Source organism: Streptomyces sp. NPDC060232 (assembly GCF_042726555.1).
GTDB lineage: Bacteria > Actinomycetota > Actinomycetes > Streptomycetales > Streptomycetaceae > Streptomyces.
The window spans coordinates 43,465-65,407 of record NZ_JBHXAG010000028.1 but is presented as its reverse complement, the minus strand read 5'-3'; the positions used below and the strand labels follow the sequence as shown (position 1 = coordinate 65,407).

26 protein-coding genes are annotated in these 21,943 nt (G+C 71.0%); 19 read left to right on the top strand and 7 right to left on the bottom strand.

Translation table 11 applies throughout. From position 1 onward, the window contains the following. Entirely contained in the window at positions 1 to 1,293 is a 1,293-nt protein-coding gene (locus tag ACFWFZ_RS30270; RefSeq protein ID WP_387126439.1) for an amino acid deaminase, read from the bottom strand. 202 nt (positions 1,294 to 1,495) lie between these two features. Between ACFWFZ_RS30270 and ACFWFZ_RS30265 the strand changes: the two genes are divergently transcribed. Together ACFWFZ_RS30265 and ACFWFZ_RS30260 are read left to right on the top strand one after the other, a co-directional pair. Continuing rightward, complete coding sequence (locus ACFWFZ_RS30265; protein WP_387126437.1) at positions 1,496 to 2,248, top strand: IclR family transcriptional regulator; 753 nt, start codon at positions 1,496 to 1,498, stop codon at positions 2,246 to 2,248. Further along, complete coding sequence (locus ACFWFZ_RS30260; protein ID WP_387126435.1) at positions 2,245 to 2,655, top strand: RidA family protein; 411 nt, start codon at positions 2,245 to 2,247, stop codon at positions 2,653 to 2,655. The genes ACFWFZ_RS30265 and ACFWFZ_RS30260 overlap by 4 nt, the downstream gene beginning before the upstream one ends. Positions 2,656 to 2,748: 93 nt before the next feature. Here the strand turns inward: ACFWFZ_RS30260 and ACFWFZ_RS30255 are convergent, their stop codons facing one another. Further along, on the bottom strand, positions 2,749 to 4,080 hold the full coding sequence (locus ACFWFZ_RS30255; protein WP_387126433.1) for a M14 family metallopeptidase: 1,332 nt from the start codon (positions 4,078 to 4,080) through the stop codon (positions 2,749 to 2,751). A gap of 125 nt (positions 4,081 to 4,205) precedes the next feature. Continuing rightward, positions 4,206 to 5,897 (bottom strand): chitinase, encoded by a 1,692-nt coding sequence (locus tag ACFWFZ_RS30250; RefSeq protein WP_387126431.1) that lies wholly within the window; start codon positions 5,895 to 5,897, stop codon positions 4,206 to 4,208. 383 nt (positions 5,898 to 6,280) lie between these two features. Here ACFWFZ_RS30250 and ACFWFZ_RS30245 point away from each other — a divergent pair, with 383 nt between their 5' ends. From ACFWFZ_RS30245 to ACFWFZ_RS30185, 13 genes are all read left to right on the top strand, one after another. Continuing rightward, positions 6,281 to 7,255, top strand: a complete 975-nt coding sequence (locus ACFWFZ_RS30245) for a hypothetical protein (protein ID WP_387126429.1) — start codon at positions 6,281 to 6,283, stop codon at positions 7,253 to 7,255. Positions 7,256 to 7,305: 50 nt separating this feature from the next. After that, positions 7,306 to 8,007, top strand: a complete 702-nt coding sequence (gene cpaB, locus ACFWFZ_RS30240) for a Flp pilus assembly protein CpaB (protein WP_387126427.1) — start codon at positions 7,306 to 7,308, stop codon at positions 8,005 to 8,007. A 7-nt stretch (positions 8,008 to 8,014) separates the two neighbouring features. Beyond that, entirely contained in the window at positions 8,015 to 9,286 is a 1,272-nt protein-coding gene (locus tag ACFWFZ_RS30235) for a CpaE family protein (protein WP_387126425.1), read from the top strand. Between the two features lie 3 nt (positions 9,287 to 9,289). After that, positions 9,290 to 9,736: a TadE/TadG family type IV pilus assembly protein gene (locus ACFWFZ_RS30230; RefSeq protein ID WP_387126423.1), complete on the top strand. Its 447-nt coding sequence runs from the start codon at positions 9,290 to 9,292 to the stop codon at positions 9,734 to 9,736. 1 nt (position 9,737) lies between these two features. After that, positions 9,738 to 10,106: a TadE/TadG family type IV pilus assembly protein gene (locus ACFWFZ_RS30225; RefSeq protein WP_387126420.1), complete on the top strand. Its 369-nt coding sequence runs from the start codon at positions 9,738 to 9,740 to the stop codon at positions 10,104 to 10,106. Continuing rightward, positions 10,103 to 11,452: a CpaF family protein gene (locus ACFWFZ_RS30220; protein WP_387126418.1), complete on the top strand. Its 1,350-nt coding sequence runs from the start codon at positions 10,103 to 10,105 to the stop codon at positions 11,450 to 11,452. Before ACFWFZ_RS30225 ends, ACFWFZ_RS30220 begins: the two co-directional genes overlap by 4 nt. Beyond that, on the top strand, positions 11,449 to 12,387 hold the full coding sequence (locus ACFWFZ_RS30215) for a type II secretion system F family protein (RefSeq protein WP_387126416.1): 939 nt from the start codon (positions 11,449 to 11,451) through the stop codon (positions 12,385 to 12,387). Before ACFWFZ_RS30220 ends, ACFWFZ_RS30215 begins: the two co-directional genes overlap by 4 nt. A gap of 17 nt (positions 12,388 to 12,404) precedes the next feature. Further along, entirely contained in the window at positions 12,405 to 13,298 is an 894-nt protein-coding gene (locus ACFWFZ_RS30210; RefSeq protein WP_387126414.1) for a DUF5936 domain-containing protein, read from the top strand. A gap of 3 nt (positions 13,299 to 13,301) precedes the next feature. Beyond that, positions 13,302 to 13,988, top strand: a complete 687-nt coding sequence (locus ACFWFZ_RS30205; protein ID WP_387126412.1) for a response regulator — start codon at positions 13,302 to 13,304, stop codon at positions 13,986 to 13,988. Between the two features lie 110 nt (positions 13,989 to 14,098). Next, entirely contained in the window at positions 14,099 to 14,344 is a 246-nt protein-coding gene (locus tag ACFWFZ_RS30200) for a hypothetical protein (protein ID WP_387126410.1), read from the top strand. Continuing rightward, positions 14,344 to 15,006: a pilus assembly protein TadG-related protein gene (locus ACFWFZ_RS30195; RefSeq protein WP_387126408.1), complete on the top strand. Its 663-nt coding sequence runs from the start codon at positions 14,344 to 14,346 to the stop codon at positions 15,004 to 15,006. The genes ACFWFZ_RS30200 and ACFWFZ_RS30195 overlap by 1 nt, the downstream gene beginning before the upstream one ends. Before the next feature lie 31 nt (positions 15,007 to 15,037). Next, positions 15,038 to 15,628, top strand: a complete 591-nt coding sequence (locus tag ACFWFZ_RS30190) for a hypothetical protein (protein WP_387126406.1) — start codon at positions 15,038 to 15,040, stop codon at positions 15,626 to 15,628. 4 nt (positions 15,629 to 15,632) lie between these two features. Beyond that, on the top strand, positions 15,633 to 16,268 hold the full coding sequence (locus tag ACFWFZ_RS30185; protein ID WP_387126404.1) for an OmpA family protein: 636 nt from the start codon (positions 15,633 to 15,635) through the stop codon (positions 16,266 to 16,268). Here the strand turns inward: ACFWFZ_RS30185 and ACFWFZ_RS30180 are convergent. Further along, on the bottom strand, positions 16,265 to 16,459 hold the full coding sequence (locus tag ACFWFZ_RS30180; RefSeq protein WP_387126402.1) for a hypothetical protein: 195 nt from the start codon (positions 16,457 to 16,459) through the stop codon (positions 16,265 to 16,267). The genes ACFWFZ_RS30185 and ACFWFZ_RS30180 overlap by 4 nt on opposite strands. 11 nt (positions 16,460 to 16,470) lie before the next feature. Next, entirely contained in the window at positions 16,471 to 17,322 is an 852-nt protein-coding gene (locus ACFWFZ_RS30175) for a helix-turn-helix domain-containing protein (RefSeq protein ID WP_387126400.1), read from the bottom strand. A gap of 374 nt (positions 17,323 to 17,696) precedes the next feature. Here ACFWFZ_RS30175 and ACFWFZ_RS30170 point away from each other — a divergent pair, with 374 nt between their 5' ends. Then, complete coding sequence (locus tag ACFWFZ_RS30170; RefSeq protein ID WP_387126397.1) at positions 17,697 to 18,092, top strand: ATP-binding protein; 396 nt, start codon at positions 17,697 to 17,699, stop codon at positions 18,090 to 18,092. Positions 18,093 to 18,489: 397 nt separating this feature from the next. Here ACFWFZ_RS30170 and ACFWFZ_RS30165 read toward each other — a convergent pair whose 3' ends face one another. After that, positions 18,490 to 18,963 carry a carboxymuconolactone decarboxylase family protein gene (locus ACFWFZ_RS30165; RefSeq protein WP_387126395.1) on the bottom strand — a complete coding sequence of 158 codons (474 nt, stop codon included), beginning with the start codon at positions 18,961 to 18,963 and terminating at the stop codon, positions 18,490 to 18,492. Between the two features lie 104 nt (positions 18,964 to 19,067). Further along, positions 19,068 to 19,598: a TetR/AcrR family transcriptional regulator gene (locus ACFWFZ_RS30160; protein ID WP_387126393.1), complete on the bottom strand. Its 531-nt coding sequence runs from the start codon at positions 19,596 to 19,598 to the stop codon at positions 19,068 to 19,070. Positions 19,599 to 19,704: 106 nt separating this feature from the next. Between ACFWFZ_RS30160 and ACFWFZ_RS30155 the strand changes: the two genes are divergently transcribed. The 3 genes from ACFWFZ_RS30155 to ACFWFZ_RS30145 all read left to right on the top strand — a co-directional run bounded on the left by ACFWFZ_RS30155 (position 19,705) and on the right by ACFWFZ_RS30145 (position 21,858). Continuing rightward, positions 19,705 to 20,118 (top strand): nuclear transport factor 2 family protein, encoded by a 414-nt coding sequence (locus tag ACFWFZ_RS30155; protein WP_387126391.1) that lies wholly within the window; start codon positions 19,705 to 19,707, stop codon positions 20,116 to 20,118. Between the two features lie 243 nt (positions 20,119 to 20,361). Further along, on the top strand, positions 20,362 to 20,961 hold the full coding sequence (locus ACFWFZ_RS30150) for a hypothetical protein (RefSeq protein ID WP_387126389.1): 600 nt from the start codon (positions 20,362 to 20,364) through the stop codon (positions 20,959 to 20,961). A 69-nt stretch (positions 20,962 to 21,030) separates the two neighbouring features. After that, positions 21,031 to 21,858, top strand: coding sequence for an alpha/beta fold hydrolase (locus tag ACFWFZ_RS30145; protein WP_387126386.1), 828 nt, complete (start codon positions 21,031 to 21,033; stop codon positions 21,856 to 21,858). Positions 21,859 to 21,943 lie beyond the last annotated feature (85 nt).

Below are 21,943 nucleotides of genomic sequence, written 5' to 3'. Positions count from 1 at the left end.
CTAGAAGAAGGTGCGGACGTAGTCGGTGACGGTGCCGTCGGCCTCCACGACCGGGATCAGCGGCCACTTCTCGAAGATCGTGCAGGGGTGGGCCATGCCGAGGGAGACCCAGTCGCCGACCTCCAGGGGGGTGGCGTCGGCGTCCGTCTCCATCCAGGCGTGCTGGTCGGACAGCTTGGTCACCCGGATTCCCTGCGCGGCGCGCTCGACGCCGTCGCGGGCGCTGCGCACGGCGAGCACTTCGGGCAGGCCGAGGTCGTAGGCGATGTCGCGCTTGCCGGCGTTGACGAAGGCCTGGCCGGGCGTGGGGCGGGAGACCACCTGGGTCCACAGCCGGAAGGCGGGGAGCAGGCCGCCCTCCTCGGGGACGCGGTTGAAGGGGGTCAGGCCCGAGTACCAGCCGTGGTCGTGGGAGACGTACGCGCCGGAGCGCAGCAGCGGCAGCACGGGCAGCGACAGCTGAGGGATCTCGGCGAAGACCTCGGCGACGGCGTCGAACCATTCGCTGCCGCCGGCGCTGACGATGACCTCGTCCAGGCCGGTGCCGCTGAAGAGGCCCTGCTTGTCGAGGTCGGCGGCGAGCGCGGTGAGGCGGCGCAGCCAGGCGCGGACGCTGTCGGCGTCGGCGCCGGGCATGGTGGCCTCGTAGCCGGCCACACCCGCGAGGCGCAGGGCGGGGGACGCGGCGACGGCCTCGGCGACGGCCTGGCATTCGGCGTCGGTACGGAGCCCCGTGCGCCCCTCGGCGCCGGCGCCGAGTTCGAGGACGACGTCGAGGGTGGCGCCGTGGCCGTGCAGGGCGGCGTCCATCAGCTCGACCCCGCGGACGGAGTCGACGTAGCAGACGAAGCGGAAGCCGGGGTCGGCGGCGAGCTCGTCGGCCACCCAGCGCAGGGCGGGAGCGTCGACCAGCTCGTTGGCCAGGAAGACCGTCCGGATGCCGAAGGCGCGGCAGACGCGGGCCTGGTGGGGCATGGCGACGGTGATGCCCCACGCGCCGTGGTCCAGCTGGCGGCGGAAGAGCTGCGGGGCCATGCAGGTCTTGCCGTGCGGCGCGAAGGCGAGGTCGTGGCGGGCGGCGTAGGTGCCGAGGGCGGCGAGGTTGTGCTCCAGCGCGTCCGCGTCGAGGGTCAGGACGGGGGTGGTGAACCCGCCGGTGTGCAGGCCGCGGCGCTGGGCGGCGAGCTGCCCGACGGTGAGGCCGTCCGTCTGGGCGTCCGGGGGCAGTCCCTTGAACCGGTGGTCGACCGGCTCGTCGGCGAGGTCCTTGACGGGGTCGCTGGCGCTGGCCATGCGGGTGCCTCCCGGGGTTGCGGGGTGTGCAACGGTCGTTGCGTCTACCGGTGCATGCTGTCTAACATCCGCGGTGACGGCGGGTCAACGTCGCCCGGTGCGGCGCCGCTGCGGGGGCGCTGCCCCCGGACCCCCGCGCCTCGGACCCCCCGGCCCCCGCTGGGAGGTGCCCCCGGGCGGGGCCGGAATCGGAGGGCGGGAGATGAGCCAGTCCGTGGAGCGGGCGCTCGGCATCCTGCCACTGCTCGCGAAGGGGCCCGCCGGCCTCGGCGACGTCGCCGCCGAGCTGGGCGTGCACAAGAGCACCGCGCTGCGCCTGCTGCGCACCCTGAACGAGCGCGGGTTCGTCTACCGCCGCCCCGACGGCCGCTACCGCCTCGGCGCGCAGCTCTTCGCGCTCGCCGCCGAGGCCATCGAGAACCTCGACGTCCGCGAGGTCGCCCGCCCCCACCTGGCCGAGCTGAACCAGGCCACCGGGCACACGGTGCACCTCGCCCTGCACCAGGACGACGAGGTCGTCTACGTCGACAAGGTCGACAGCCGCTACCCGGTGCGCATGTACTCCCGTATCGGCCGGCCCGTGCCCCTCACCGTCGCCGCCGTCGCCAAGCTGCTCCTCGCCGACCTCCCCGAGGGCGAACGCCGGGCCCTCGCCCACCGCATCGACTACCCCCGCTACACCCCCCGCTCCACCCCGGACGCCGAGGCCTTCCTGCGCGAGCTGGACCTCGTACGGGAGCAGGGCTGGGCCACCGACCTCGGCGGCCACGAGGAGTCGGTCAACTGCCTGGGCGCGCCCGTGCGGGGGCCCGACGGGCGGGTCGTCGCCGCGCTGTCCCTCTCCGCGCCCGGCGTGGTCGTCCCGGCGGAGGGGCTGCTCGAACTGCTGCCGCAGGTACTGCGGACCGCCGGTGCCATCAGCCGGGACTATTCAGGAGTACAGGAGACAGCATGACCGAGAAGACCGCCATCACCCCCGCCACCCACACCGTCCCGCCCGCGAAGTTCTCGCACGGGGTGCGCAAGGGGAACATCCTGCAGGTGGCGGGGCAGGTCGGGTTCCTGCCGCACGTGGCGGGCCGGCCGCCGACGCCGGCCGGGCCGACGCTGCGCGAGCAGACCCTCCAGACGCTGGAGAACGTCCGCTCCGTACTGGAGGCGGGCGGTGCGGACTGGGACGACGTGATGATGATCCGCGTCTACCTCACCGACACGGCGCACTTCGCGGAGATGAACGACCTCTACAACGCCTACTTCGAGGAGCAGGCGCTGAAGGAGGCCCCGGCCGCCCGCACCACCGTGTACGTGGGCCTGCCGGCCGGGCTGCTCGTCGAGATCGACGCCCTGGCCGTCCTGGGCTGAGCCCGACCGACGCGCGCAAGGCGCCCCGCCGCAGGGAGGGGCGCCCCTCCCTGGCGGCGGGGCGCCCCCCTGTTCAGGTGCGCGCGTGCCCCGCTATGAGCAGTACTGGGCTTCCTTGCCGATCGAGCGGTACATGCAGTCCGCGTTCTCCAGCAGCTGGAGCACCGCGTCCTTGTTGCGCGCGGTCTCCCGGTCGATGACCTCGTCCGGCGGGTAGAAGCCGCCGCCGCCGCTCCGCGGGTACATCTCGAAGGTGTAGCCGAAGATCTTCTGGTTGCCCCACAGCCAGTCGTCGATCGTGCCGTCCGTGATGTAGAGGTCGCTCGACTGCTCCGGCGTGTAGCCGTTGCTGGCCGCCATGCTCGTGCCGATCTTCTTGAAGACGGCCAGGTCGTCGGCGGTCAGGCCCGGGGCGGTGTCGTTGTAGGTGTAGCCGAAGGGCCACAGCACGAGCTCGCTGTAGGTGTGGAAGTCGATCGCGGCCTTGATCTGCTGCTTGCCGCCGACCACCCGGCTGCGCACGAAGTCCGAGACGGCCTTCACCTCGGGTGCGGACTCGGCGGCCGCGCCCCGGTAGGTCTCGGAGCTCTTGCTGCCGCTGGAGCCGCCGCAGCAGCCCCACTTGTAGTTCCAGTTCCGGTTCTCGTCGGTGCCGACGTAGGAGGAGCCCGAGTTCGGCTGCCGGTTCTTGCGCCAGGAGCGGTAGGAGCCGGTGGCGATGTCGTACTCGCCGCCGTCCGGGTTGAGGTCCGGGACGATCCAGATCTCGCGGCCGTTGACGGCGTTCGTGACGCGGGGGTCGGTGCCGTACGTGGAGGTGAACTCCTTGAGCAGGTACAGCGCCATCTCGACGGTCAGGTGCTCGCGGGCGTGCTGGTGCGCGGTGAAGAGCACCTCGGGCTCGGACTCGTCCGTGGCGACGTTGTCGCTGATCTTGATGGCGAGGAGGTCGCGGCCCTGGTAGGACTTGCCGATCACCCGCTTGGAGGCGATGGCCGGGTACTGCGCGACGAGCTGGTTGATCTCGGCGGTCGCCTCGGCGTAGTTGTGGTACCGGGAGTCCGCCGAGGGGAAGTCCATCGGGCTCGCGGCGATACCGGGCAGCGAGCGGTCCGGGGGCCCGGGCAGGGCGGTCAGCTTGTAGCCGAGCTCCTCCAGCTTCCTGGCCTGCATGGTGTCGGCGCTGACCACCACGGTGTGGTCGTCCACCTCGTCGATCGAGACGCCCGTACGGAGCAGGGCGGTGCGGTCGGCGACGGTGGAGGGGCCGTGGATCCGGTACTGGACGATGGCCTCGTCCTGGGTGGCGGTGGACGGGCTGGGCGGTGGCGCTGCCGTCGCGCTCATGCCGTAGGCGGGCGCGCCCAGCGCGAGCGCCAGCAGGGCCGCCGTCAGGCCGGCCCTCCGGCGGGTATGGAGCCGCATGCGTTCTCCTGGGTGGGGAGTGTGGGGGTAGCCGTGCGGACGCGCTCAGCGTCCTCTCGTGGCATGTCCCGGTCAAGGACCTCAGGTGTCGGCCGAACCGATCCGGCCACCCCCACACGTACCGCCTACGGGAGCCCGTGGACCTTGGGACCCACCGAGTTCGACCAAGCACTACCCGCCTTGGCGTCCCAGTTGGTGGACCAGGTCATCGCGCCGCGCAGCCCCGGGTAGGTCTTCGACGGCTTGAAGGATCCGCAGTTCGTGCCGCGGGCCAGGCAGTCCAGGGCGTTGTTGACGACGGTCGGGGAGACGTAGCCGCTGCCCGCGCCGCTGGGGGAGGCCGGGACGCCGATGCCCACCTGGGAGGGGTCGAGCCCGCCCTCCAGCTGGATGCAGGCCAGTGCGGTGAGGAAGTCCACCGAGCCCTGGGAGTAGACCTTGCCGTCGCAGCCGTTCATCGAGCCGCTGTTGTAGTACTGCATGTTGACGACGGTGAGGATGTCCTTGATGTTGAGCGCCGTCTTGAAGTAGCCGCCCTGCGGGGACTGCATGTCGATCGTCTGCGGGGCCATGGTGATGACCAGCGACGGGCCCGCCTTCGCCGACAGGGCGCGCAGCGCCTGCGTCATGTAGGTGGGGTTGAGGCCGTTCTCCAGGTCGATGTCGATGCCGGTGAAGCCGTACTCCTGCATCAGGGCGTACGCCGAGTTCGCCAGGTTGGCCGCGGAGGCCGAGTCGTTGACCGTGATGGTCCCCTTCTCGCCGCCGATGGAGAGGATGACCGACTTCCCCGCCGCCTTCTTCGCGGCGATGTCGGCCTTGAACTGGGCGACCGTGTAGCCGCCGAGGCCGGCCGAGTCGAGGTTGAAGGTGATGGCGCCGGGCGTGGTGGTGGCGTCGGCGAAGGAGACGGCGATGATGTCGTACTGCGCGGAGACGTCGGAGATCTTCTGGACGGTCGCGCCGTTGTCGAAGTTCTGCCAGTAGCCGGTCAGGGCGTGCTTGGGGACGGCGGGGTTCCCCGGGTTCCCGCCGCCGGTCGTGGTCCCGGTCACCGGGGCGGACCGGGGGCCCTCGCCCGCGGTGTTGTACGCGCTCACCTGGAAGGAGTACGAGGTGGCGGGCGCGAGGCCGGTGACCGGGGCGGAGGTCGCGGACACGGTCTGGACGCGGGCGCCGTCCTGGTACACGTGGTAGCCGGCCGCGCCGCTGACGGCATTCCACGAAAGGGTGAGACCGTTCGCGCTCTGGCCGGAAACGGCGGCTCCGGCCGGTGCGCCCGGGACGCCCGGCCCGGGGTCGGTGCCCCCGCCGCCGTCCGGGCCGAAGACGCTGAACTCGTCCACGGTGTAGGCCGGCTGGCCGTACCAGCCGTGCGTGTAGACGGTGACCTGGGTGGTGGAGGGGCCGGTGGTGAAGGTGGTGGACAGCTTCTGCCAGCCGCCCCCCGAGCCGGGGGTCCAGGTGGAGACGTCCTGGGTGCCCGTCCCGGTCGCGCCGAGGTAGACGTAGCTGCCCTGCACCTGCGTGCTCAGCGTGTACGTCGAGTTCGGCTTGACCGTGACGGTCTGGCTGCAGCGGGCGTTGTCCGAACCGGCCGGGGTGGCCTTCAGGGCGCCGGCCCCGGCGTAGACCGGCGAGGAGACGGCGGCGCCGCTCCCGCCGGTGCAGGACCAGTGGGCGAGACCCGCCTCGAAGCCGCCGTTGCGGGCGACGTTGACGTCCGCGGCCTGTGCGGTACCGGCGGCGAGGGCCGTCAGCGCCCCGGCGGCGACGGTGACGGCGAGCGGCAGGGAGAGGGAGCGTATGCGGTTCACGTGGGCTCCGTGGGGGGAGGTGTGGTGGTGAGGGGAGAGCCGGTCCGTGCGGCGTGGGGCCGACTCACGGCGTGCGCTGCCAAGTTGGTCCAGACCAATCCTCGTGTCAAGAGTCTTCGCGAAGTGGCTTGAAAGGGCTGATTGCGTGATCCCTGTTGTCCGGGTTTCCCGTCACCTGTGACCGCGGCCTTACGCACGGGAATCATCAAGCCCCTGACCTGCCAGGGGTGACGCGGTTATGGTGCTGGGGCAAGGGGGGATGGGCGACAGGCCGTCCGCGGTCGCGCTGTGGTGCGCGCACGCGAAACGGCTGCGACGCGTCCCCGTCGAGCGCGCGAGAGTCCGGGCGTACGGGGAGAACGTGGGGGAACGGGGGAATTCGCGTGCCGACCGCCATCGCTGTCACCAGCGCCGACCTGGTGCTGCCGGCCCCTGACCGGCACACACCCGGGGCCGCCCTGCTGCACCCGCCCGAACAGCACGACCTGGAGGCCGCGCTCGCCGGGACCGGCGCCCTGCTGGAGCGGCACGGCCACCTCGTGGCCCTCGTACCGCCCTGGCTGCCGCGGACCACCGTCCAGCGGCTGCACACCGTCCGGGCCATCCTGGAAACCGACCGGATCGCGCTCCTCGACATCGATCTGCCGCCGCTGGGAACGGCCCTGCTGGCCCGTCAGCTGCGCCAGCTCAGCGTCTGCGACTTCAGCCCCGGAGTCATCGCCTCCGCGGCCCGGCTGCTGTCCCACTACATCTACGCGGGCGCCCTGCTGGGCTCGGTCGCCAAACTCGACCGGGTCCGCATACCCGTCGGGCTGGGGGCGCACGCCCGGTCCTGGTCGCCGAGCGCGCAGTTCGCCGTACTCGCCCACCCGACACCGCACCTGGCCAGGCTGGGATCCGCCGGCGGCAGCGGGCGAGGTGGACGCGGCGGGCGCGGCGGGTCGCACGGTGCGTCCCACGGCTCGCACGCCGGGCCGGGCGGTACGCCGCACGGCGCGGCCGCGGGCCTGCCCGCCGGGCCCGACTTCGCCACGCACCTCACCTTCGCGCGCGGCCAGCTCGCCTCCGACTGGGTCGCCGCCGAACTCGCCCCCGCCTGGCAGGTGCAGGGCGTCCTGGAGAACCCGCTGCCGGCCGCCTCACCCGCCTGGTGGGGCACCCCCAAGCTCGTCGAGTTCGCCGCCGGCATCCCGGACCTGTCCGTGCTCTACCAACTGGTCGCCTCGGTCCGCCGCGAGCAGTGCCGCTGGTGCGGCCTGGAACTCATCGGCGACCGCTGCGGCTTCTGCGCCGCGCCGCTCGCCGCCCCACCGCCGTCCGCGGCGGTGCCGGCGGGCACCGGCCGCTCCAGACCCTGACCGACGACCGAACGTACGAATGAAGAAAGAACGGCGAGGTAGTACGGCCTATGAACTCACGCCAGCGCCGCGGCGTCATTCTGCTGATCCTGTCGGTCCTGTGCGCCCTGGGAGCCTTCGCCGGAGTCCTCGTGGTGATCGGCGACGTCAACTCCAAGGTCGGGTCCGAGACCGTCGCCTACCGCGCCAAGGCGGACATAGCCCCCTACAGCCCGCTGGCGGCCGGCCAGTTCGAGGAGATCAGGATCCCCGAGCGCTGGCTGTCCGACACGGCCGTCACCGACCTCGCCGCACTCAGGGACAAGATCGCGCTCACCACGCTGAAGAAGGGCTCGCTGCTCCAGACGGACATGTTCGTCGACCGGCCGCAGCTCCAGCCCGGCGAGCAGGAGATGGCCATCATGATCGACGCGGCCACGGGCGTGGCCGGGAAGATCACCTCCGGCGCCAAGGTCAACATCATCGCGACCTTCAAGGGCGCCAAGGACACCGAGCCCTCCCGTTCGGTGATCATCGTCGCCAACGCCCGGGTCCTGGGCGTCGGCAAGCTCACCGCCCTGGAGAAGGACAGCGACCGCAAGGGCCCCTCCGAGGCCGTCCCGATCACCTTCGCCCTCGGCACCAAGGACGCCCAGCGCGTCGCGTACGCCGAGTCCTTCGCTGAGCACGTGCGCCTCGCGCTGGTCGCCCCCGGCACCGACTCCGCGCCCGCCGCGGGCGACCGTACGTACACCCTCGACGGGGACAAGTGAGGCCCGGATGACCACCCGAATCCTCCCCGCGGTCGGCGACCCCGACGCCGCCCGCATCTTCTCCACCCTGCTGAGCCAGCTCCCGTCGGCGCAGCCGGCGACTCCGGTCGCCGACTCGACCACCCTGCTGGACACCCTCGCCCGGCTCGCCGCCGACTCCCTCGACGAACTCCCCGAGGTGGTCCTGGTCCACGAGCGGATCGGCCCGGTGCCGGCCCTGGAACTCATCCGGGAGGTCGCCCTGCGCTTCCCGGCGGTGGGCGTCGTCCTGGTCTCCTCGGACGCCGGGCCCGCGCTCTTCTCCGCCGCCATGGACTCCGGCGCCCGCGGCCTCGTCGGCCTGCCGCTGTCCTACGAGGAACTCGCCGCCCGCGTCCAGGCCGCCGCCCAGTGGGCCGTCGGCGTCCGCCGCCACCTGGGCAAGGGCGCCGCCGACGCCTTCACCGGGCCGGGCGGACGGGTGGTCACGGTCACCGGGGCCAAGGGCGGAGTGGGCACCACCTTCACCGCCGTGCAGTTCGCGCTCGCCGCGGCCGCCTCGGGACGGCGTACCGCACTGGTCGACATGGACCTCCAGGGCGGCGACGTGGGCTCGTACCTCGACGTGCAGTTCCGGCGCTCCATCGCCGACCTCGCCGGGATCCAGGACATCTCGCCGAGGGTCCTCCAGGACGCGGTCTACGAGGACCGCACCGGCCTCGCCCTGCTGCTGGCCCCGGCCGACGGCGAACGCGGCGAGGAGGTCGACGACCGGGCCGCCCGCCACATCGTCGGCGCCCTGCGCGGCCGCTACGAACTCGTCGTCGTCGACTGCGGGACCCAGGTGACCGGCGCCAACGCCGCCGCGGTGGAGATGGCGGACATCGCCGTCCTGGTCACCACGCCCGACGTGATCGCGGTACGGGCCGCCAAGCGCATGGTCCGGCTGTGGGAACGGCTCCAGGTCCGCAAGGCCGAGGACACCTCGGTCGTCGTCAACCGCTGGAGCAAGCACACCGAGATCCAGCCCGCCCTCATCGAGAAGATCACCAAGACCCGCGCCACCCGCACCCCCGTCCCGGCCGCCTTCAAGGAACTCCAGGCCGTGGTGGACGCGGGCCGCGTCCAGGACCTCGACAACCGCTCGACGGTCAAGCAGGCCCTGTGGACCCTCGCCGGCGAACTCGGCCTCCTGGCCGCCGCCCCCGACACCCCGGCGCCCTCCGGCCCCCCGGGCGGCGCCCTGACCCTGCGCGCCGCGGGCACGGTCTCCCGCCTGCGCCGCGGCCGGGAGGGCTGACGGATGCGCGAGCCCGCCCGGAGAGAAGACCGTCGGCCTTACGGGGGCCGGGACGCCCGGGACGACCGGGGCGCCCGGGACCGGGGTGCTCGGGACCGGGGCGCCCGGGACCGGGGCCAGGTCGCGATCGAGTTCGTCGGCACGGTACCGCTGATCCTGCTCCTGGTGGCGGCGGTCTGGGAGTGCGTCCTGATCGGCTACGCCTTCTCCCTGGCGGGCAACGCGGCGGACGAGGCGGCCCGGGCGGGGGCGGTGCACGGGGGTGCGGCTTGCGATGCGGCGGCCAGGGAGCACATCGGGGAGGCGTGGGACCTCCAGGTGGTGTGCCAGGAGTCCGGGGACATCTACCAGGCCAAGGTGCGCCTCTCCATTCCCGTCCTCCACCCGGCACTCAACTTCGGCGAGATCGACGGCACCGGCGGCGCGGCGCTGGAGAAGGAGGCGGAGTGACATGAGGCGGCGCATCCGCTCCGACCGGGGCCAAGTGGCCCTGGAGTACATCGGCTTCATACCGATCCTGCTGTTCGTCGCGCTGTGCGGGATCCAGCTCGGCTGGGTCGCGTACGTCCACGAACAGGCGGACACGGCCGCCCGTACGGCCGCACGCGTCGAGGCCCAGCACCGGGGCCGGGGCGAGGCGGCGGGGGTGGCGGCCGTCCGGGAGGGTCTCGGCGCGCGCGTCGCGGTGAGCAGGACGGCCGACGCCGTCACCGCCGTCGTCACCATCCCCGTCAACTCGATCATCCCCGGGCTGGACCCCGATCCGGCCAGGGCCACAGCCGTCATGCCCAACGACGACCCCGAGGTGACCGGACCATGAGCCTGCGTTCCCGGGTCAGCACCCCCGACGACCGCCACAGCCCCCGCGAGGACGGCCGGCTGGTCTCCTCCTACCGCGCCAAGCTGCTGGAGGAGATCGACCTCGCCGAGATGTCCGCGCTCGCACCCGCCGAGCGCCGGGCGCGCCTGGAACGCGTACTCGGGCACATCATCAGCCGCGAGGGCCCGGTCCTCTCCACCGTCGAGCGCGCACAGCTCATCCGCCGCGTCGTCGACGAAGCCCTAGGGCTCGGCGTGCTCGAACCGCTCCTCGAAGACGCCTCCATCTCCGAGATCATGGTCAACGGCCCCGACCAGATCTTCGTCGAGCGGTCCGGCCGCGTCGAGCAGCTCCCCCTCCGCTTCGCCTCGCACGAGCAGCTCATGCAGACCATCGAGCGCATCGTCTCGACCGTCAACCGCCGCGTCGACGAGGCCAATCCCATGGTCGACGCGCGCCTGCCGAGCGGCGAGCGTGTCAACGTCATCATCCCGCCGCTCTCCCTGACCGGCGCCACCCTCACCATCCGCCGCTTCCCGCGCGCCTTCACCCTGCACGAGATGATCGCCCTCGGCTCCCTCGACGAGCAGATGCTCATGCTGCTGTCCGGGCTGGTCCAGGCGAAGATGAACGTGATCGTCTCCGGCGCCACCGGCACCGGCAAGACCACCCTCCTCAACGCCCTCTCCGGCCTGATCCCGGAGGGCGAGCGCATCATCACCATCGAGGACTCCGCGGAGCTCCAGCTCCAGCAGGCCCACGTCATCCGCCTGGAATCCCGGCCGGCGAACGTAGAGGGCAAGGGCCAGATCACCATCCGCGACCTCGTCCGCAACTCCCTGCGCATGCGCCCCGACCGCATCATCGTCGGCGAGGTCCGCGGCGGCGAGACCCTCGACATGCTCCAGGCCATGTCCACCGGCCACGACGGCTCGCTGGCCACCGTCCACGCCAACAGCTCCTCCGACGCCCTGACGCGCCTGCAGACCCTGGCCTCCATGTCGGAGGTCGAGATCCCCTTCGAAGCCCTCCAGGACCAGATCAACAGCGCCGTCAACGTCATCGTCCAGCTGACGCGCTTCGGCGACGGCTCGCGCCGCATCACGGAGATCTCCCTCCTCGAATCACACGGCCGCGAACCCTTCCGGATCACCACCGTCTGCCGGTTCGCGGCCCAGCCCATGGGGCCGGACGGCCGCGTCCACGGCTACTTCGCGTACTACCCGCTGCCCCGCCGCATCGCCGAACGCCTCTACATGAACAACCAGCCCATCCCGCAGGCCTTCGGCGTCGCGCTACCGGACGACCCCCTCACCACCCCGCACATCACACGGACCGCCCTGTGAACCCACTGATCCTGCTCACCCTCGGCATCACCCTGCTGGCCTGCGTACTCGCGGTCGTCGGCCTCCAGACGTACGCGGCCGGCCGCGCCCAGCACGCCGCCCTCGTCGAACGCCTCTCGGCGAGCGGACTGCCCGAACCGCTCGGCCGGGTGCGCCGCTTCCGGAAGATCGACCGCCGGCTGCGGAAGACGAAGCTCGGCCGGCGCATCGAGCAGAAGCTGGCGACCACCGGCCTGGACCTCACGCCCGGCGAGTTCTTCGTCTACATGCTCGCCTCCATCGCGGGCGTCTGGCTCGTCGCCGCGTCCCTCCTGGCGCCGTTCTTCGGACCGGTCGCCGGCCTCATCGGCGTCTGGGCGGCGAACGCCTTCCTGAACTGGCAGCGGGCACGGCGTACGGAGCGCTTCATCAACCAGCTCCCCGACCTGGCCCGCATCCTCGCCAACGCCACCCAGGCCGGACTGGCCCTGCGTACCGCCATCGGCATCGCGGCGGAGGAACTGGAAGCGCCGGCCGGCGAGGAACTCGCCCGGGTCGCCGACCGCCTCGCCGTGGGCCACTCCATCGAGGAGTCCCTCGGGGAGCTCACCGAACGCCTTCCGTCGCGCGAGCTCGTCGTCCTCGTCTCCACCCTCGTGCTGTCCGCCCGGGCCGGCGGCGCGATCGTGGACAGCCTGCGCAATCTGACGGTGACGCTGGAGCAGCGCAAGGAGACCCGTCGCGAGATCCGCACCCAGCTGTCCCAGGTCACGGTGACGGCCTACCTGGTCCCGGCCATCGGGCTCGGCTCGCTGCTGCTCGTCGACATGATGATGCCGGGCGCGCTGGACCGGATGACGGGCGCGTTCCTCGGGCAGACGGCCGTCCTCGTCGCCCTCGGCCTCTTCGCGCTGGGTTTCATCCTCATCCGCCGCCTGTCGAAGATCGACGTGTGAGGGGGGTGGACGGGACGATGACCGCACTCCTCCTCGCCCTCGCCGTGGGCCTCTCGGTGTTCGGCGCCTTCCACGGCGTCCGCCTCTACCGGGCGGACGTGAAGCTCCCCACCGACCTCGCCCTGGCCCTGGAGGTCGGAGCGACCCGTACGACAGCGGTCGGATCGCTGGTCGACCGCATCGGCATCCGCTGGGCGCCGCTGGTCCTGCGCGCCATGGGCGCGACCCGGGTGGCCCGCAAGCGCCGGCAGATCGACATGGCGGGCAACCCGGCCGGCCTGACGATCGACCGGTACGCGGCCCGGCGCGCGGTGTACGGGGTCCTCGGCGCCGCGGGCGCCTTCTCCATGCTGGTCAACGGCCAGCTGGTCGCGGCCCTGCTGATGGTGGCCTTCGGCCTGTTCTGGATCGAGGTCGGCCTGTGGTCGGCCATCCGGGTCCGCCGCGACCACATCGAGCGGACACTGCCGGACTTCCTGGACGTCCTCGCCGTGGTGGTGAGCGCGGGGCTGGGCTTCCGGCAGGCGCTGGACCGGGTCGCCGGCAAGTACGAGGGGCCGTGGGCGGACGAGATCCGCATCACGCTCCAGCAGATGGACATGGGCGTCGGCCGCCGCCAGGCCTTCGACGAACTGCGGCGGCGCAACGACAGCGAGCAGGTCGCGCAGTTCGTGACGGCCCTCCAGCAGGGCGAGGAACTGGGCTCCCCGATCGTCGACACGCTGATCGCGATCGCCGAGGACATGCGCCGTACGGACGCCCAGAACGCCCGCCGACGGGCGGCCCGGGCCGTCCCGAAGGCCACCTTCGCCGTGACGATGTTCATGCTGCCGGGCACGCTCATCCTCCTCGTGTGCGGCTTCGTCTACGGCGCTGACGTCGACTTCGGTGCGCTGTTCGGGGGTGGCTGAACCATGGCGCGGCTGAGCGTGCTCATCGCCGACGGGAACCCGGTCATCAGGGCGGGCCTCGCGGCCATCCTGGGCGCCGCCGGGGACGTCGACGTGACCGCCCAGGCCGGGGACGGCCGCGAGGCCCTGAGCCTGACCCGCCGACATGCTCCGGACGTGGTCCTGCTGGACGTCCGTATGCCGGGGGTGGACGGGATCTCGGCGCTGCCGCACCTGGTGCAGCTGGCGCCCGTACTGATGCTGACGTACAGCAGGGAAGCCGACATCGTCCGCGAGGCCCTGCTGCTGGGCGCCGGCGGCTACCTCGTACACGGGGAGTTCACGGCAGACGACCTGATCAGGGCCGTCCACGACGCACCCCTGGGCCGCCCCCACTTCACCCCGACGGCGTCGAGCGCCCTGCTGGCGGAACTCAGGGCCTCTTCGCATCCGCAACGCGATGTGGCACAGTCGTCCGAGCGGATGCACAACTCTGTTGTCTTCGGGCTCAGTTCCCGGGAGGTGGAGATCATGGATCTGATCGCGTCCGGGATGAGCAACCAGCAGATCGCCGCCGCCTGCTTCATCAGCGAGAAGACGGTCAAGAACCACATCAACCGCATCTTCGCGAAGCTCCGGAGCGCGACGCGCAGCGAGGCGATAGCCCGCTGGCTGGGAACCGCCCGTCCAGGAGTGACCGGTCATGGGTAGACAGAGTGCGCAGTGGGTCCGTAATTGGGCCCCGGGACCCTTGGTTACGGCTGGTAACTCGCCGTACCGTCCGCAGATCGACACCGGTACCGGCCCGGGAGGGAACCCCCATGTCACAGAACACGCTGCTGAAGGCCGCCGTGGAGGCGCGGATCAGGGTGAACGGATGGGCGGACACGGCCGCGACAAGGCTTCGCAGGCGCCACGCCCAACTGGACCGCGGCCAGACGGCCTTCGAGTACCTCGGCATCATCCTGGTCGTGATCGTGATCGTCGGAGCGATCGTCGGCTCGGGCGTCGGTTCGGAGATCACCAAGCGGATCAAGCAGGCGGTGACGGACATCAAAGCCGGCTAATGGATCCCCGAGGCAGGCACGGGCGTGACCGGGGGCAGGCATTTCCGATTTATGTGGTGGTGATCGCGGGTCTGGTCTTCGCCGCGCTCGCGTTCTTCGCGGTGGGGCAGGCTTCGGTAAGGCGCAGTGATGCCCAAGGGGCCGCGGATGCGGCCGCTTTGGCGGCCGGGCGTGAGGCCCGGGACGCAGTCCTCCTCGGCCTCGACCTCCCGTCGATGGAGGCCGATGTCTGGAAGAAGATTGTCGACGGCAAGTTCTTCGAGGTCGGCGAGGCGTGTGCAGCAGCCGAGGCCTTCGCGGCGAAGAATGATGCGAAGGCCACATGTACGGCCGCCCTCCCGCGGTTCACCGTCACGGTGGAGACCAATGAACCCGTTGGGGATTCGGTGGTTCCCGGCACCGGCGACATGTTAGCGACAGCGAAGGCCACCGCGCTGATCGAGCCGAGGTGTCACCTGGGTACCGTCACCACTCCGATCCCCACCCCCACCCCGACTCCAACTCCGGCCGCGACGACAGGTAATGGGACGCCTGCCTCACTGCCGGACACGCCGACGGTGACCTTCACCTGCGGTGGGGAGACCGTCAAGCTCGACCCGCTGAAGCCGGGTTCGCTCAAGGTATTGACTAGAAGGCTGTTCAGCGTGCGACTCGTCGGCTGACAGGGATCGAGAGACAAGGAAGCGTTCACAGATGAGCATTCGGCGCATGGTGAGGGTCCGTGGGGGGATGGCCGTTGCGGTTGCGACGGTCATGGTCGTCACGTTGGCCGGGTGCGGTGGTGACGGCGACGGCAAGTCGGCTGAGCCGCGGAAGTCCGCGTCGGCTCAGCCCCAGGGCGCGCCATCTCAGAAGGCGGGACCGAGTACGAGTCAGAGTTCGGAGCCGACCGAAGTCATCGCCATGCTGAACGGACAGGCCGGCATGGCGTTGGAAATCAACTCGGTACGGCGGGACCCGGGTGGCTTCCTCACCGTCTCCGGGCAGCTCAAGAACACGGGCAGCCAGTCGTATAAGGACACCGTCGCCTGGCGTGGCATCGAACTCAAGGGGACCGGAGAGTCGGTCGCCGGTGCAACGCTGGTCGACAAGGCGGGAAAGAAGCGCTATTACGTGCTTCGGGACACGGAGTCCAGGTGCCTGTGCACGACGGGCGTCAGCAGCGTCGACCCCGGTCAGGTGATCCCGTTCTTCGCGCAGTTCCCTGCCCCGCCGACCTCGACCACAGAGGTGGAGTTCAGCCTGCCCACCTTTGCCACGGCCACCGTCAAAATCTCGGGGTGACCCCATGACAACACGCCATCGTGCAGCAGCCGCCACCGCAGTCTCCGCACTTGTCGTAGCCGGAGGGCACTTCATCGGGGCCACCGCCGCCCATGCCGATGACGTGAAGCCGTCCGTACCCCCCGGCACGGAGCCTTCGGCCTCCGCGCCCGTGGCGATCGACTCCAATGCCCCGGGGCTGAAGATCCCCCAGGGCGGAACCCTCGCACCGGTGAAGGTGCTGGACATCGCCGAGGTCGTCGAAGACCTCGGCGGGGAGCAGCGGCGGCAGGAGACGAACGAGACCGTCATGATGGCGCTGCAGTCCGAGGTGCTGTTCCCCGAGGACAGCGCCGTGTTCAACGCGCAGGCAGCCGCCCGGATCCAGGCCATCGGGAACGAGATCAACCAGTCCAAGGCGACCCGCATCCGGGTCTTCGGTTTCACCGACGACCAGGGCAGCTACGAGCACGGCAAGGAGCTGTCCAAGCAGCGGGCCGACGCCGTGCACAACGAGCTGGCCAAGACCGTGACGAACCCGAGCGTCGTGTTCGATGTACGCGGCTACAGCGAGGACTACCCGATCGCCGACAACAGCACCGAGGAGGGTCGCAAGAAGAACCGCCGCGTCGAGATCACCTTCCCGCGGGGCGCGAGTTAGTCGAGCAGGTGGTCGGCCCGACCCGCCTTGATGTCCCGGATCAGGGCCTGGAGGGCCGCTCTGCTGTCGGTCAGCGGCCGGTCCTCCTGGCCGGCTACCGCTATGTAGCTGTTGCCGTCCCCGTCCACCCCTACCCGATAACAGGCGTTTCCCTCTCCGCAGTACGGTGCTTCCCACTGGATGTCAGGCATGGCGGCCCCTCTCACAGTTCCTTGCTGATGTCTCGGATGAGATCACGCGAAGCTTCGGGGCTGAGCGTGTGATCGGCCATCCAGGCCAGATGGCTTCGATACTTGGCCAGTTGCTCCGCACCGTGCAGGAACTCCGGGCCGTGGGCCGAGTCGAGTTGCGCAGTGTCGAGCTGCGGGACCGATTCCTCGGCGTAGAACAGAGGGTGCCCCGCTCCCGGGAAGGCTCCTTGAGCGATGGGGATGACCCTGATGGTGATGTGCTCCGCCGTGCTTCGCTCGCAGATCCGATCGAGCTGCCGCTTCGACACCTGTGGGCCGCCGAACTGCATACGCAGTGCCGCCTCGTGCACATAACCGGTGTATCGAACCGGATCTCGACGGTCAAGGACGACCTGTCGCTCTTGGCGGTGGGCCACGCGCAGCTCCACGTCCAAGCGGGAGAGCTGCGGCAGCACCGCGTTGAAGACGGCCCTGGAGTATTCCTCGGTCTGGAGCAGTCCGGGTACGTGAACGGCTTGCACCGTGTGCATCCGCGTGGCGTGCCACTCCAGCTCTGCGATGTCCAGGAAGCCCGGTGCGAGCCGCTCGCGGTACTGATCCCACCACCCTCGCCGGCGACGCTGGGCCATGCCGAGCAGCGCGTCGATGTAAGGCTCGTCGGTACAGCCGTAGTGGGCGACCAGGGTGCGCAACCGCTCGGCGCTCAAGGTCCGGGCGCCCGCCTCAATGCTGGGGATCTTTCCTCGGTCCATACCGACGAGTGAGGCCGCGAGTTCGGCGGACACGCCCGCGTTCAAGCGCATCCGGCGTAGCTCTGCTCCCAGTCGGGCTCGGCGATATGACGGCAGCGTCCTCGGTGGCATGTGGGAAGTCTGCACTCCGGCCCGCATGCGGTCCATTTCAGGAGCAGGCCTCATGAACTTTGTGGTGCAGACACCATTTTGATGCCCTACTGTGGGTGACGCACCGCTTACGTAAGGCGAGTTGAAGTGCATCGCCCGGCCTGCCCGGGGGACGAGCCACACCCGCCGCCCATGCCGCCTGTGAACGGTCCTCGTGAGCCCCTGTGCGCGTCGAGCTTCCGAAGCCAAACCGTCTTTGCCCATCGACGACTTGGGAGCCGAAGTTGCTCACCCCGTACCCCCACTCGTATGCCGCCGCCGCATCCGCCTGCCCGGTCGCCCCGGACCCCGGGACCGTCGGTCAGGCAGCCCTCACGGAGGGGCTGTCGTGCAGCATGACCCTGCCCGCCTCGCCCCGCTCGGCCGGGATCGCCCGTCAGGCCGTACGGGCAGCCCTGCATGCCTACGCCCTCGACCCCCTCGAACCGACAGCCGTACAGGCCGCCTCGGAACTCCTCGGTTCAGCCTGGCGGATGGACCCGTACGGGGAGCTGTACCTGTCCGTCCGCTACCGCGACGACGAGCTGCGCGTCATCGTCTACGACGCGCACCCCACCCACACCCACCCCCGGCTTGCCGCGCTCTGTGAGGCCCGCCGCCGCTCCACCCTCCGGGTGTTCTCGGCACTGGTGCGCGACCACGGCGGAGACTGGGGCCTCGGGCCGTCCCGGGAGCCCGGCGGTGGTACCCGCACCTGGGCGACGCTGCCCAACCGGCCGCCGAACGGGTGAGGGTTTGAGGGCCGGGCAGCGGTTCGACCCACTGGCGGGCGATGTCGCCCCCGGGCGGCGGTCTCCTCCCAACCTTTGTCCGCGCGGTTTGTGCCACTGCCCGGGTGGTCAGCGCGGTCGCCGGAGCGGCCGTGGCCACGGCCCTTCGGGGCCCAGCCGGTTTCATCGCGGCGTTGCCCTTCGACGTGGCCATCAAGGCCCTGCCGGGGCGGCGGAAGGGCACCGCTCACGCGCCGAGCGTGTCCCGCACCGGCCGGGCGCCGGTGCGGGACACGTACGCACCCGCTCTGCGCACCGCCCGGGCCGGGCGTGGGTCAGCCAATCGGCCGAGGTCGAGGCGGCGAGCGCGCCCCGGTCCCCTCCACGCCGGTCCCGGGTGCGCACCCGGTGGGAGGGCTCAGCCGAACTGCCCCGGCTGGTAGTCGCCGGCCGGCTGCTGGATGATCACGTTCATCCGGTTGTAGGCGTTGATCAGGGCGATGAGGGACACCAGCGCGGCCAGCTGGTCCTCGTCGTAGTGCTTCGCGGCGTCCGCCCACGCCGCGTCCGTGACCCCGCCGGCCGCGTCGGCGATGCGCGTGCCCTGCTCGGTCAGCTCCAGGGCCGCCCGCTCGGCGTCGGTGAACACCTTCGCCTCGCGCCAGGCCGCCACCAGGTGGAGGCGCTGCGCCGTCTCCCCGGCGTGCGCGGCGTCCTTGGTGTGCATGTCGGTGCAGAAACCGCAGCCGTTGATCTGGCTGGCCCGGATCTTCACCAGCTCCTGGGTGGCCGCAGGAAGGGTCGAGTCCGAGACGGCCTTGCCCGCCGAGTTGAGGTACCTCGCGAACGTGGTGGCGACGGAGTTGCCGAAGAGGTTGAGTCGGGCGTCCATGGTGGTTCTCCTTGCCGTGTCGACGGTTACACAGCTCTGACGGATCGCACCGGACGGATGTGACATCCCACCGAGGCGCCGAGCAGTGACCTGCGTCACTTCGATCACTTCGGCAGGAGGAGTTCCGCCATCTCGCGCGCCCGGCGGGCCGGTTCCGGGCCGGGGCTCAAGGCGGCCACCGTCGTCGCGCCCTCGACCAGGATCAGCAGCTGGTCGGCGAGAGCGGGCGGGGCCTCGGCTGGCGCCAGTTCGGCCAGGAGGGCGTGGAGTTCGGCCTTGTGGACGCGCACGACCTCCGGCGCGGCCGCGCCCAGCTCCCCGTACGCGTTGAGGAACGCGCAGCCCCGGAAGTCCGGCTCCGAGAACCATCGCGCCAGCCAGTCGAAGACGGCCAGGACCGGCGGCTGCGCGGACGCCGCCACCGACTCGCGCAGGCTCGTCGTCCAACGCCGGTCGCGACGTTCGAGGTAGGCAGCGACCAGGGATTCCTTGGCCGGGTAGAGCCGGTACAGGCGCTTGAGGGGCACTCCGGACGCGGTGCGGATACGGTCCATGCCCACCGCCTGGATGCCGTGGCGGTAGAACAGCTCCTCCGCCGCGTCCAGTAGCCGGGTGCGTGCCTCTTCGTCGTCCATGAGGGCAGGGTAACCCGATGTCGCTTGCGGCGAGAACGATCGTTCTCTTAGGGTGGGCCGGGTCGGGAGAACGCTCGTTCTCCATCCTTCCCGAAAAGGATGTGCCATGACCACCCGTCCGCCCCTCCCGCCCTTCACCGACGAAACCGCCCGTGCCAAGGTCCAGGCCGCCGAGGACGCCTGGAACAGCCGTGACCCCGAACGCGTCGCCCTCGCCTACACCGAGGACTCCGTCTGGCGGAACCGCGACCGCTTCCTGACCGGCCGCGACGAGATCCGCGCGTTTCTCGCCGACAAGTGGGAGCGCGAACTCGACTACCGCCTGCGCAAGGAGCTGTGGGCCCACACCGGCAACCGCATCTCCGTCCGCTTCGAGTACGAGTGGCACGACGCCTCCGGCCAGTGGTGGCGCAGCCACGGCAACGAGCAGTGGGAGTTCGACGACGACGGCCTGATGCGCCGCCGCGAGGCCAGCATCAACGACATTCCGATCACCGCCGAGGACCGCCGTATCCCCTGAACACACCTCTGGGTACGGGCACTCAGGCGCGAGCCCGGGTCTGAGTACGCCCGCGCCTGGCGGACGCCGCGACCAGCCGGTACGGCGAGCCCGCCCAATGTCCGGACGAGGGCCTCGTGAACTTGTGTTCGCCGCCGGGCCTGCTGTTGCGTAGGGCGAGGAAGCGGCGCCGGGGAGGCGCCCCCGACCCTGGAGCACGCCCCGGTCGCGGCTCATGCCCAGGACACAGCACTGAGGAACCCGATGAAGCCGCCGCGCACCGTAGCCGCGCTATTCCTCCTGGCAGCCCTCGTCGCGGGCTGCAGCCCGGGCGCCGACGACGCATCGGCCAAGACGGGTATGAGCATGCACATGCAGGAGGGCGCCGAGCGGGCCGACGCCATCCTCCAGGAGACGCTGGCGGCGGTCCGACCCGAGTTGAAGTGGAACCACGGTCCCGGTGGTAGCGCCGGCTGTACGAAGGGAATGGCGGGCGCGGCTACCGGCACGGGCGCCTCGAACCGGCTCATCGCCATCTTGACCGTCGTTTCCGAGGAGCGCCGCGGCGCCCTGCTGGGGCTGATCGAGAGGGCGTGGAAGGACCGCGGCTACAAGATCACCAATGTGAACAAGAGCCCGAAGTTCCCTGCCATCTTCGCAAGAACCCCGGACGGCTACAGCCTCTCGGTCGAGGTGGGCGGCGAAGGGCAGTTCTTCCTGGAGGCCGCCACCCCCTGCCTGAACGATGCCGACGTCATGAGGCCCTTCACCAAGCCGAACACCTCGCAGCGCAGGGGGCCGTTCCCCCAGCGCCCCGACGAGCAGGACGAGTTCTGGTCCGCCACAACGCCCGTCCAGCAGTGAACCGCGTCTGACAGGATGATCAAGGCTTCGCGGGGAGGCCTGCATGGCAACGGGTAAAGGGGACCGGATATGGCACGGGTTCAGGTGAACGGTGTCGAGCTCTTCTACGAGATCGCGGGTGACGGCGAACCGCTCGTGCTCGTCCACGGTTCCTGGACCGACCACCACAGCTGGGACGCCGTCCTGCCGCACCTCACCCGCGCCCACCGCGTGCTCGTCTACGACCGCCGAGGCCACAGCCGGAGCGAACGCCCGCCGGGCCAGGGCACCCGGACCCAGGACGAGGACGACCTGGCCGCGCTCATCGAGATGCTCGGCGCCCCCGTCCACGTGGCCGCGAGCTCCTTCGGCGGCTCGGTCGCGCTCGGCCTCGCCGCCCGCCGTCCCGAACTGCTGCGCAGCCTCGCCGTCCACGAGCCGCCCCTGACCGCCGTCGTGGCCGGTGATCCCGAACTCGACCGGCTGATGCGGGAGGCGCAGGCCCCGATCGACGCCGTCATGGCGGACGTGCGCGCGGGCGACCCCGAGGCCGGTGCGCGCCGGTTCGTCGAGGAGGTCGTGTTCGGGCCGGGCGCGTGGGACGGGATGCCGGACGCGGCCCGCCGGACGTTCGTCACCAACGCCCCCACCGCCGCCGACGAGCAGGGGGACCCGGACTGGGACACCGTCGACCTCGCTCGGCTGGCCGGATACACGGGCCCGGTGATGCTGAGCAAGGGCACCGACAGCCCGCCGTGGTTCGGCGCGATCGTCGACCGGCTCGCGCACGTGCTGCCCGGCGCGCAGGCGCGGACCCTGCACGGCGAGGGCCACGTCCCCCACCTCACCGCCCCCCAGCGCTACGCCGACAACCTCCTTGCCTTCATCGCCTCCACCGGCTCCGCCACGCGCCCCTGATCGTCCGGCGGCGGTCGGCCGGAGGTGTGGTCGCGGAGTTCTCGTGTGCGATGACGTACCGGTCGTTCGGAGTGTGGCACGCTCC

What these genes read in the sequence shown, in the direction of transcription:
- ACFWFZ_RS30180 (WP_387126402.1), bottom strand. Translation starts at nt 16,459, where the DNA reads ATGCCTGACATCCAGTGGGAAGCACCGTACTGCGGAGAGGGAAACGCC.
- ACFWFZ_RS30230 (WP_387126423.1), top strand. Translation starts at nt 9,290, where the DNA reads ATGCGCGAGCCCGCCCGGAGAGAAGACCGTCGGCCTTACGGGGGCCGG.
- ACFWFZ_RS30205 (WP_387126412.1), top strand. Translation starts at nt 13,302, where the DNA reads ATGGCGCGGCTGAGCGTGCTCATCGCCGACGGGAACCCGGTCATCAGG.
- ACFWFZ_RS30260 (WP_387126435.1), top strand. Translation starts at nt 2,245, where the DNA reads ATGACCGAGAAGACCGCCATCACCCCCGCCACCCACACCGTCCCGCCC.
- ACFWFZ_RS30210 (WP_387126414.1), top strand. Translation starts at nt 12,405, where the DNA reads ATGACCGCACTCCTCCTCGCCCTCGCCGTGGGCCTCTCGGTGTTCGGC.
- ACFWFZ_RS30270 (WP_387126439.1), bottom strand. Translation starts at nt 1,293, where the DNA reads ATGGCCAGCGCCAGCGACCCCGTCAAGGACCTCGCCGACGAGCCGGTC.
- ACFWFZ_RS30265 (WP_387126437.1), top strand. Translation starts at nt 1,496, where the DNA reads ATGAGCCAGTCCGTGGAGCGGGCGCTCGGCATCCTGCCACTGCTCGCG.
- ACFWFZ_RS30235 (WP_387126425.1), top strand. Translation starts at nt 8,015, where the DNA reads ATGACCACCCGAATCCTCCCCGCGGTCGGCGACCCCGACGCCGCCCGC.
- ACFWFZ_RS30155 (WP_387126391.1), top strand. Translation starts at nt 19,705, where the DNA reads ATGACCACCCGTCCGCCCCTCCCGCCCTTCACCGACGAAACCGCCCGT.
- ACFWFZ_RS30165 (WP_387126395.1), bottom strand. Translation starts at nt 18,963, where the DNA reads ATGGACGCCCGACTCAACCTCTTCGGCAACTCCGTCGCCACCACGTTC.
- ACFWFZ_RS30195 (WP_387126408.1), top strand. Translation starts at nt 14,344, where the DNA reads ATGGATCCCCGAGGCAGGCACGGGCGTGACCGGGGGCAGGCATTTCCG.
- ACFWFZ_RS30145 (WP_387126386.1), top strand. Translation starts at nt 21,031, where the DNA reads ATGGCACGGGTTCAGGTGAACGGTGTCGAGCTCTTCTACGAGATCGCG.
- ACFWFZ_RS30190 (WP_387126406.1), top strand. Translation starts at nt 15,038, where the DNA reads ATGAGCATTCGGCGCATGGTGAGGGTCCGTGGGGGGATGGCCGTTGCG.
- cpaB (WP_387126427.1), top strand. Translation starts at nt 7,306, where the DNA reads ATGAACTCACGCCAGCGCCGCGGCGTCATTCTGCTGATCCTGTCGGTC.
- ACFWFZ_RS30185 (WP_387126404.1), top strand. Translation starts at nt 15,633, where the DNA reads ATGACAACACGCCATCGTGCAGCAGCCGCCACCGCAGTCTCCGCACTT.
- ACFWFZ_RS30175 (WP_387126400.1), bottom strand. Translation starts at nt 17,322, where the DNA reads ATGCCACCGAGGACGCTGCCGTCATATCGCCGAGCCCGACTGGGAGCA.
- ACFWFZ_RS30160 (WP_387126393.1), bottom strand. Translation starts at nt 19,598, where the DNA reads ATGGACGACGAAGAGGCACGCACCCGGCTACTGGACGCGGCGGAGGAG.
- ACFWFZ_RS30220 (WP_387126418.1), top strand. Translation starts at nt 10,103, where the DNA reads ATGAGCCTGCGTTCCCGGGTCAGCACCCCCGACGACCGCCACAGCCCC.
- ACFWFZ_RS30255 (WP_387126433.1), bottom strand. Translation starts at nt 4,080, where the DNA reads ATGCGGCTCCATACCCGCCGGAGGGCCGGCCTGACGGCGGCCCTGCTG.
- ACFWFZ_RS30150 (WP_387126389.1), top strand. Translation starts at nt 20,362, where the DNA reads ATGAAGCCGCCGCGCACCGTAGCCGCGCTATTCCTCCTGGCAGCCCTC.
- ACFWFZ_RS30225 (WP_387126420.1), top strand. Translation starts at nt 9,738, where the DNA reads ATGAGGCGGCGCATCCGCTCCGACCGGGGCCAAGTGGCCCTGGAGTAC.
- ACFWFZ_RS30200 (WP_387126410.1), top strand. Translation starts at nt 14,099, where the DNA reads ATGTCACAGAACACGCTGCTGAAGGCCGCCGTGGAGGCGCGGATCAGG.
- ACFWFZ_RS30170 (WP_387126397.1), top strand. Translation starts at nt 17,697, where the DNA reads ATGACCCTGCCCGCCTCGCCCCGCTCGGCCGGGATCGCCCGTCAGGCC.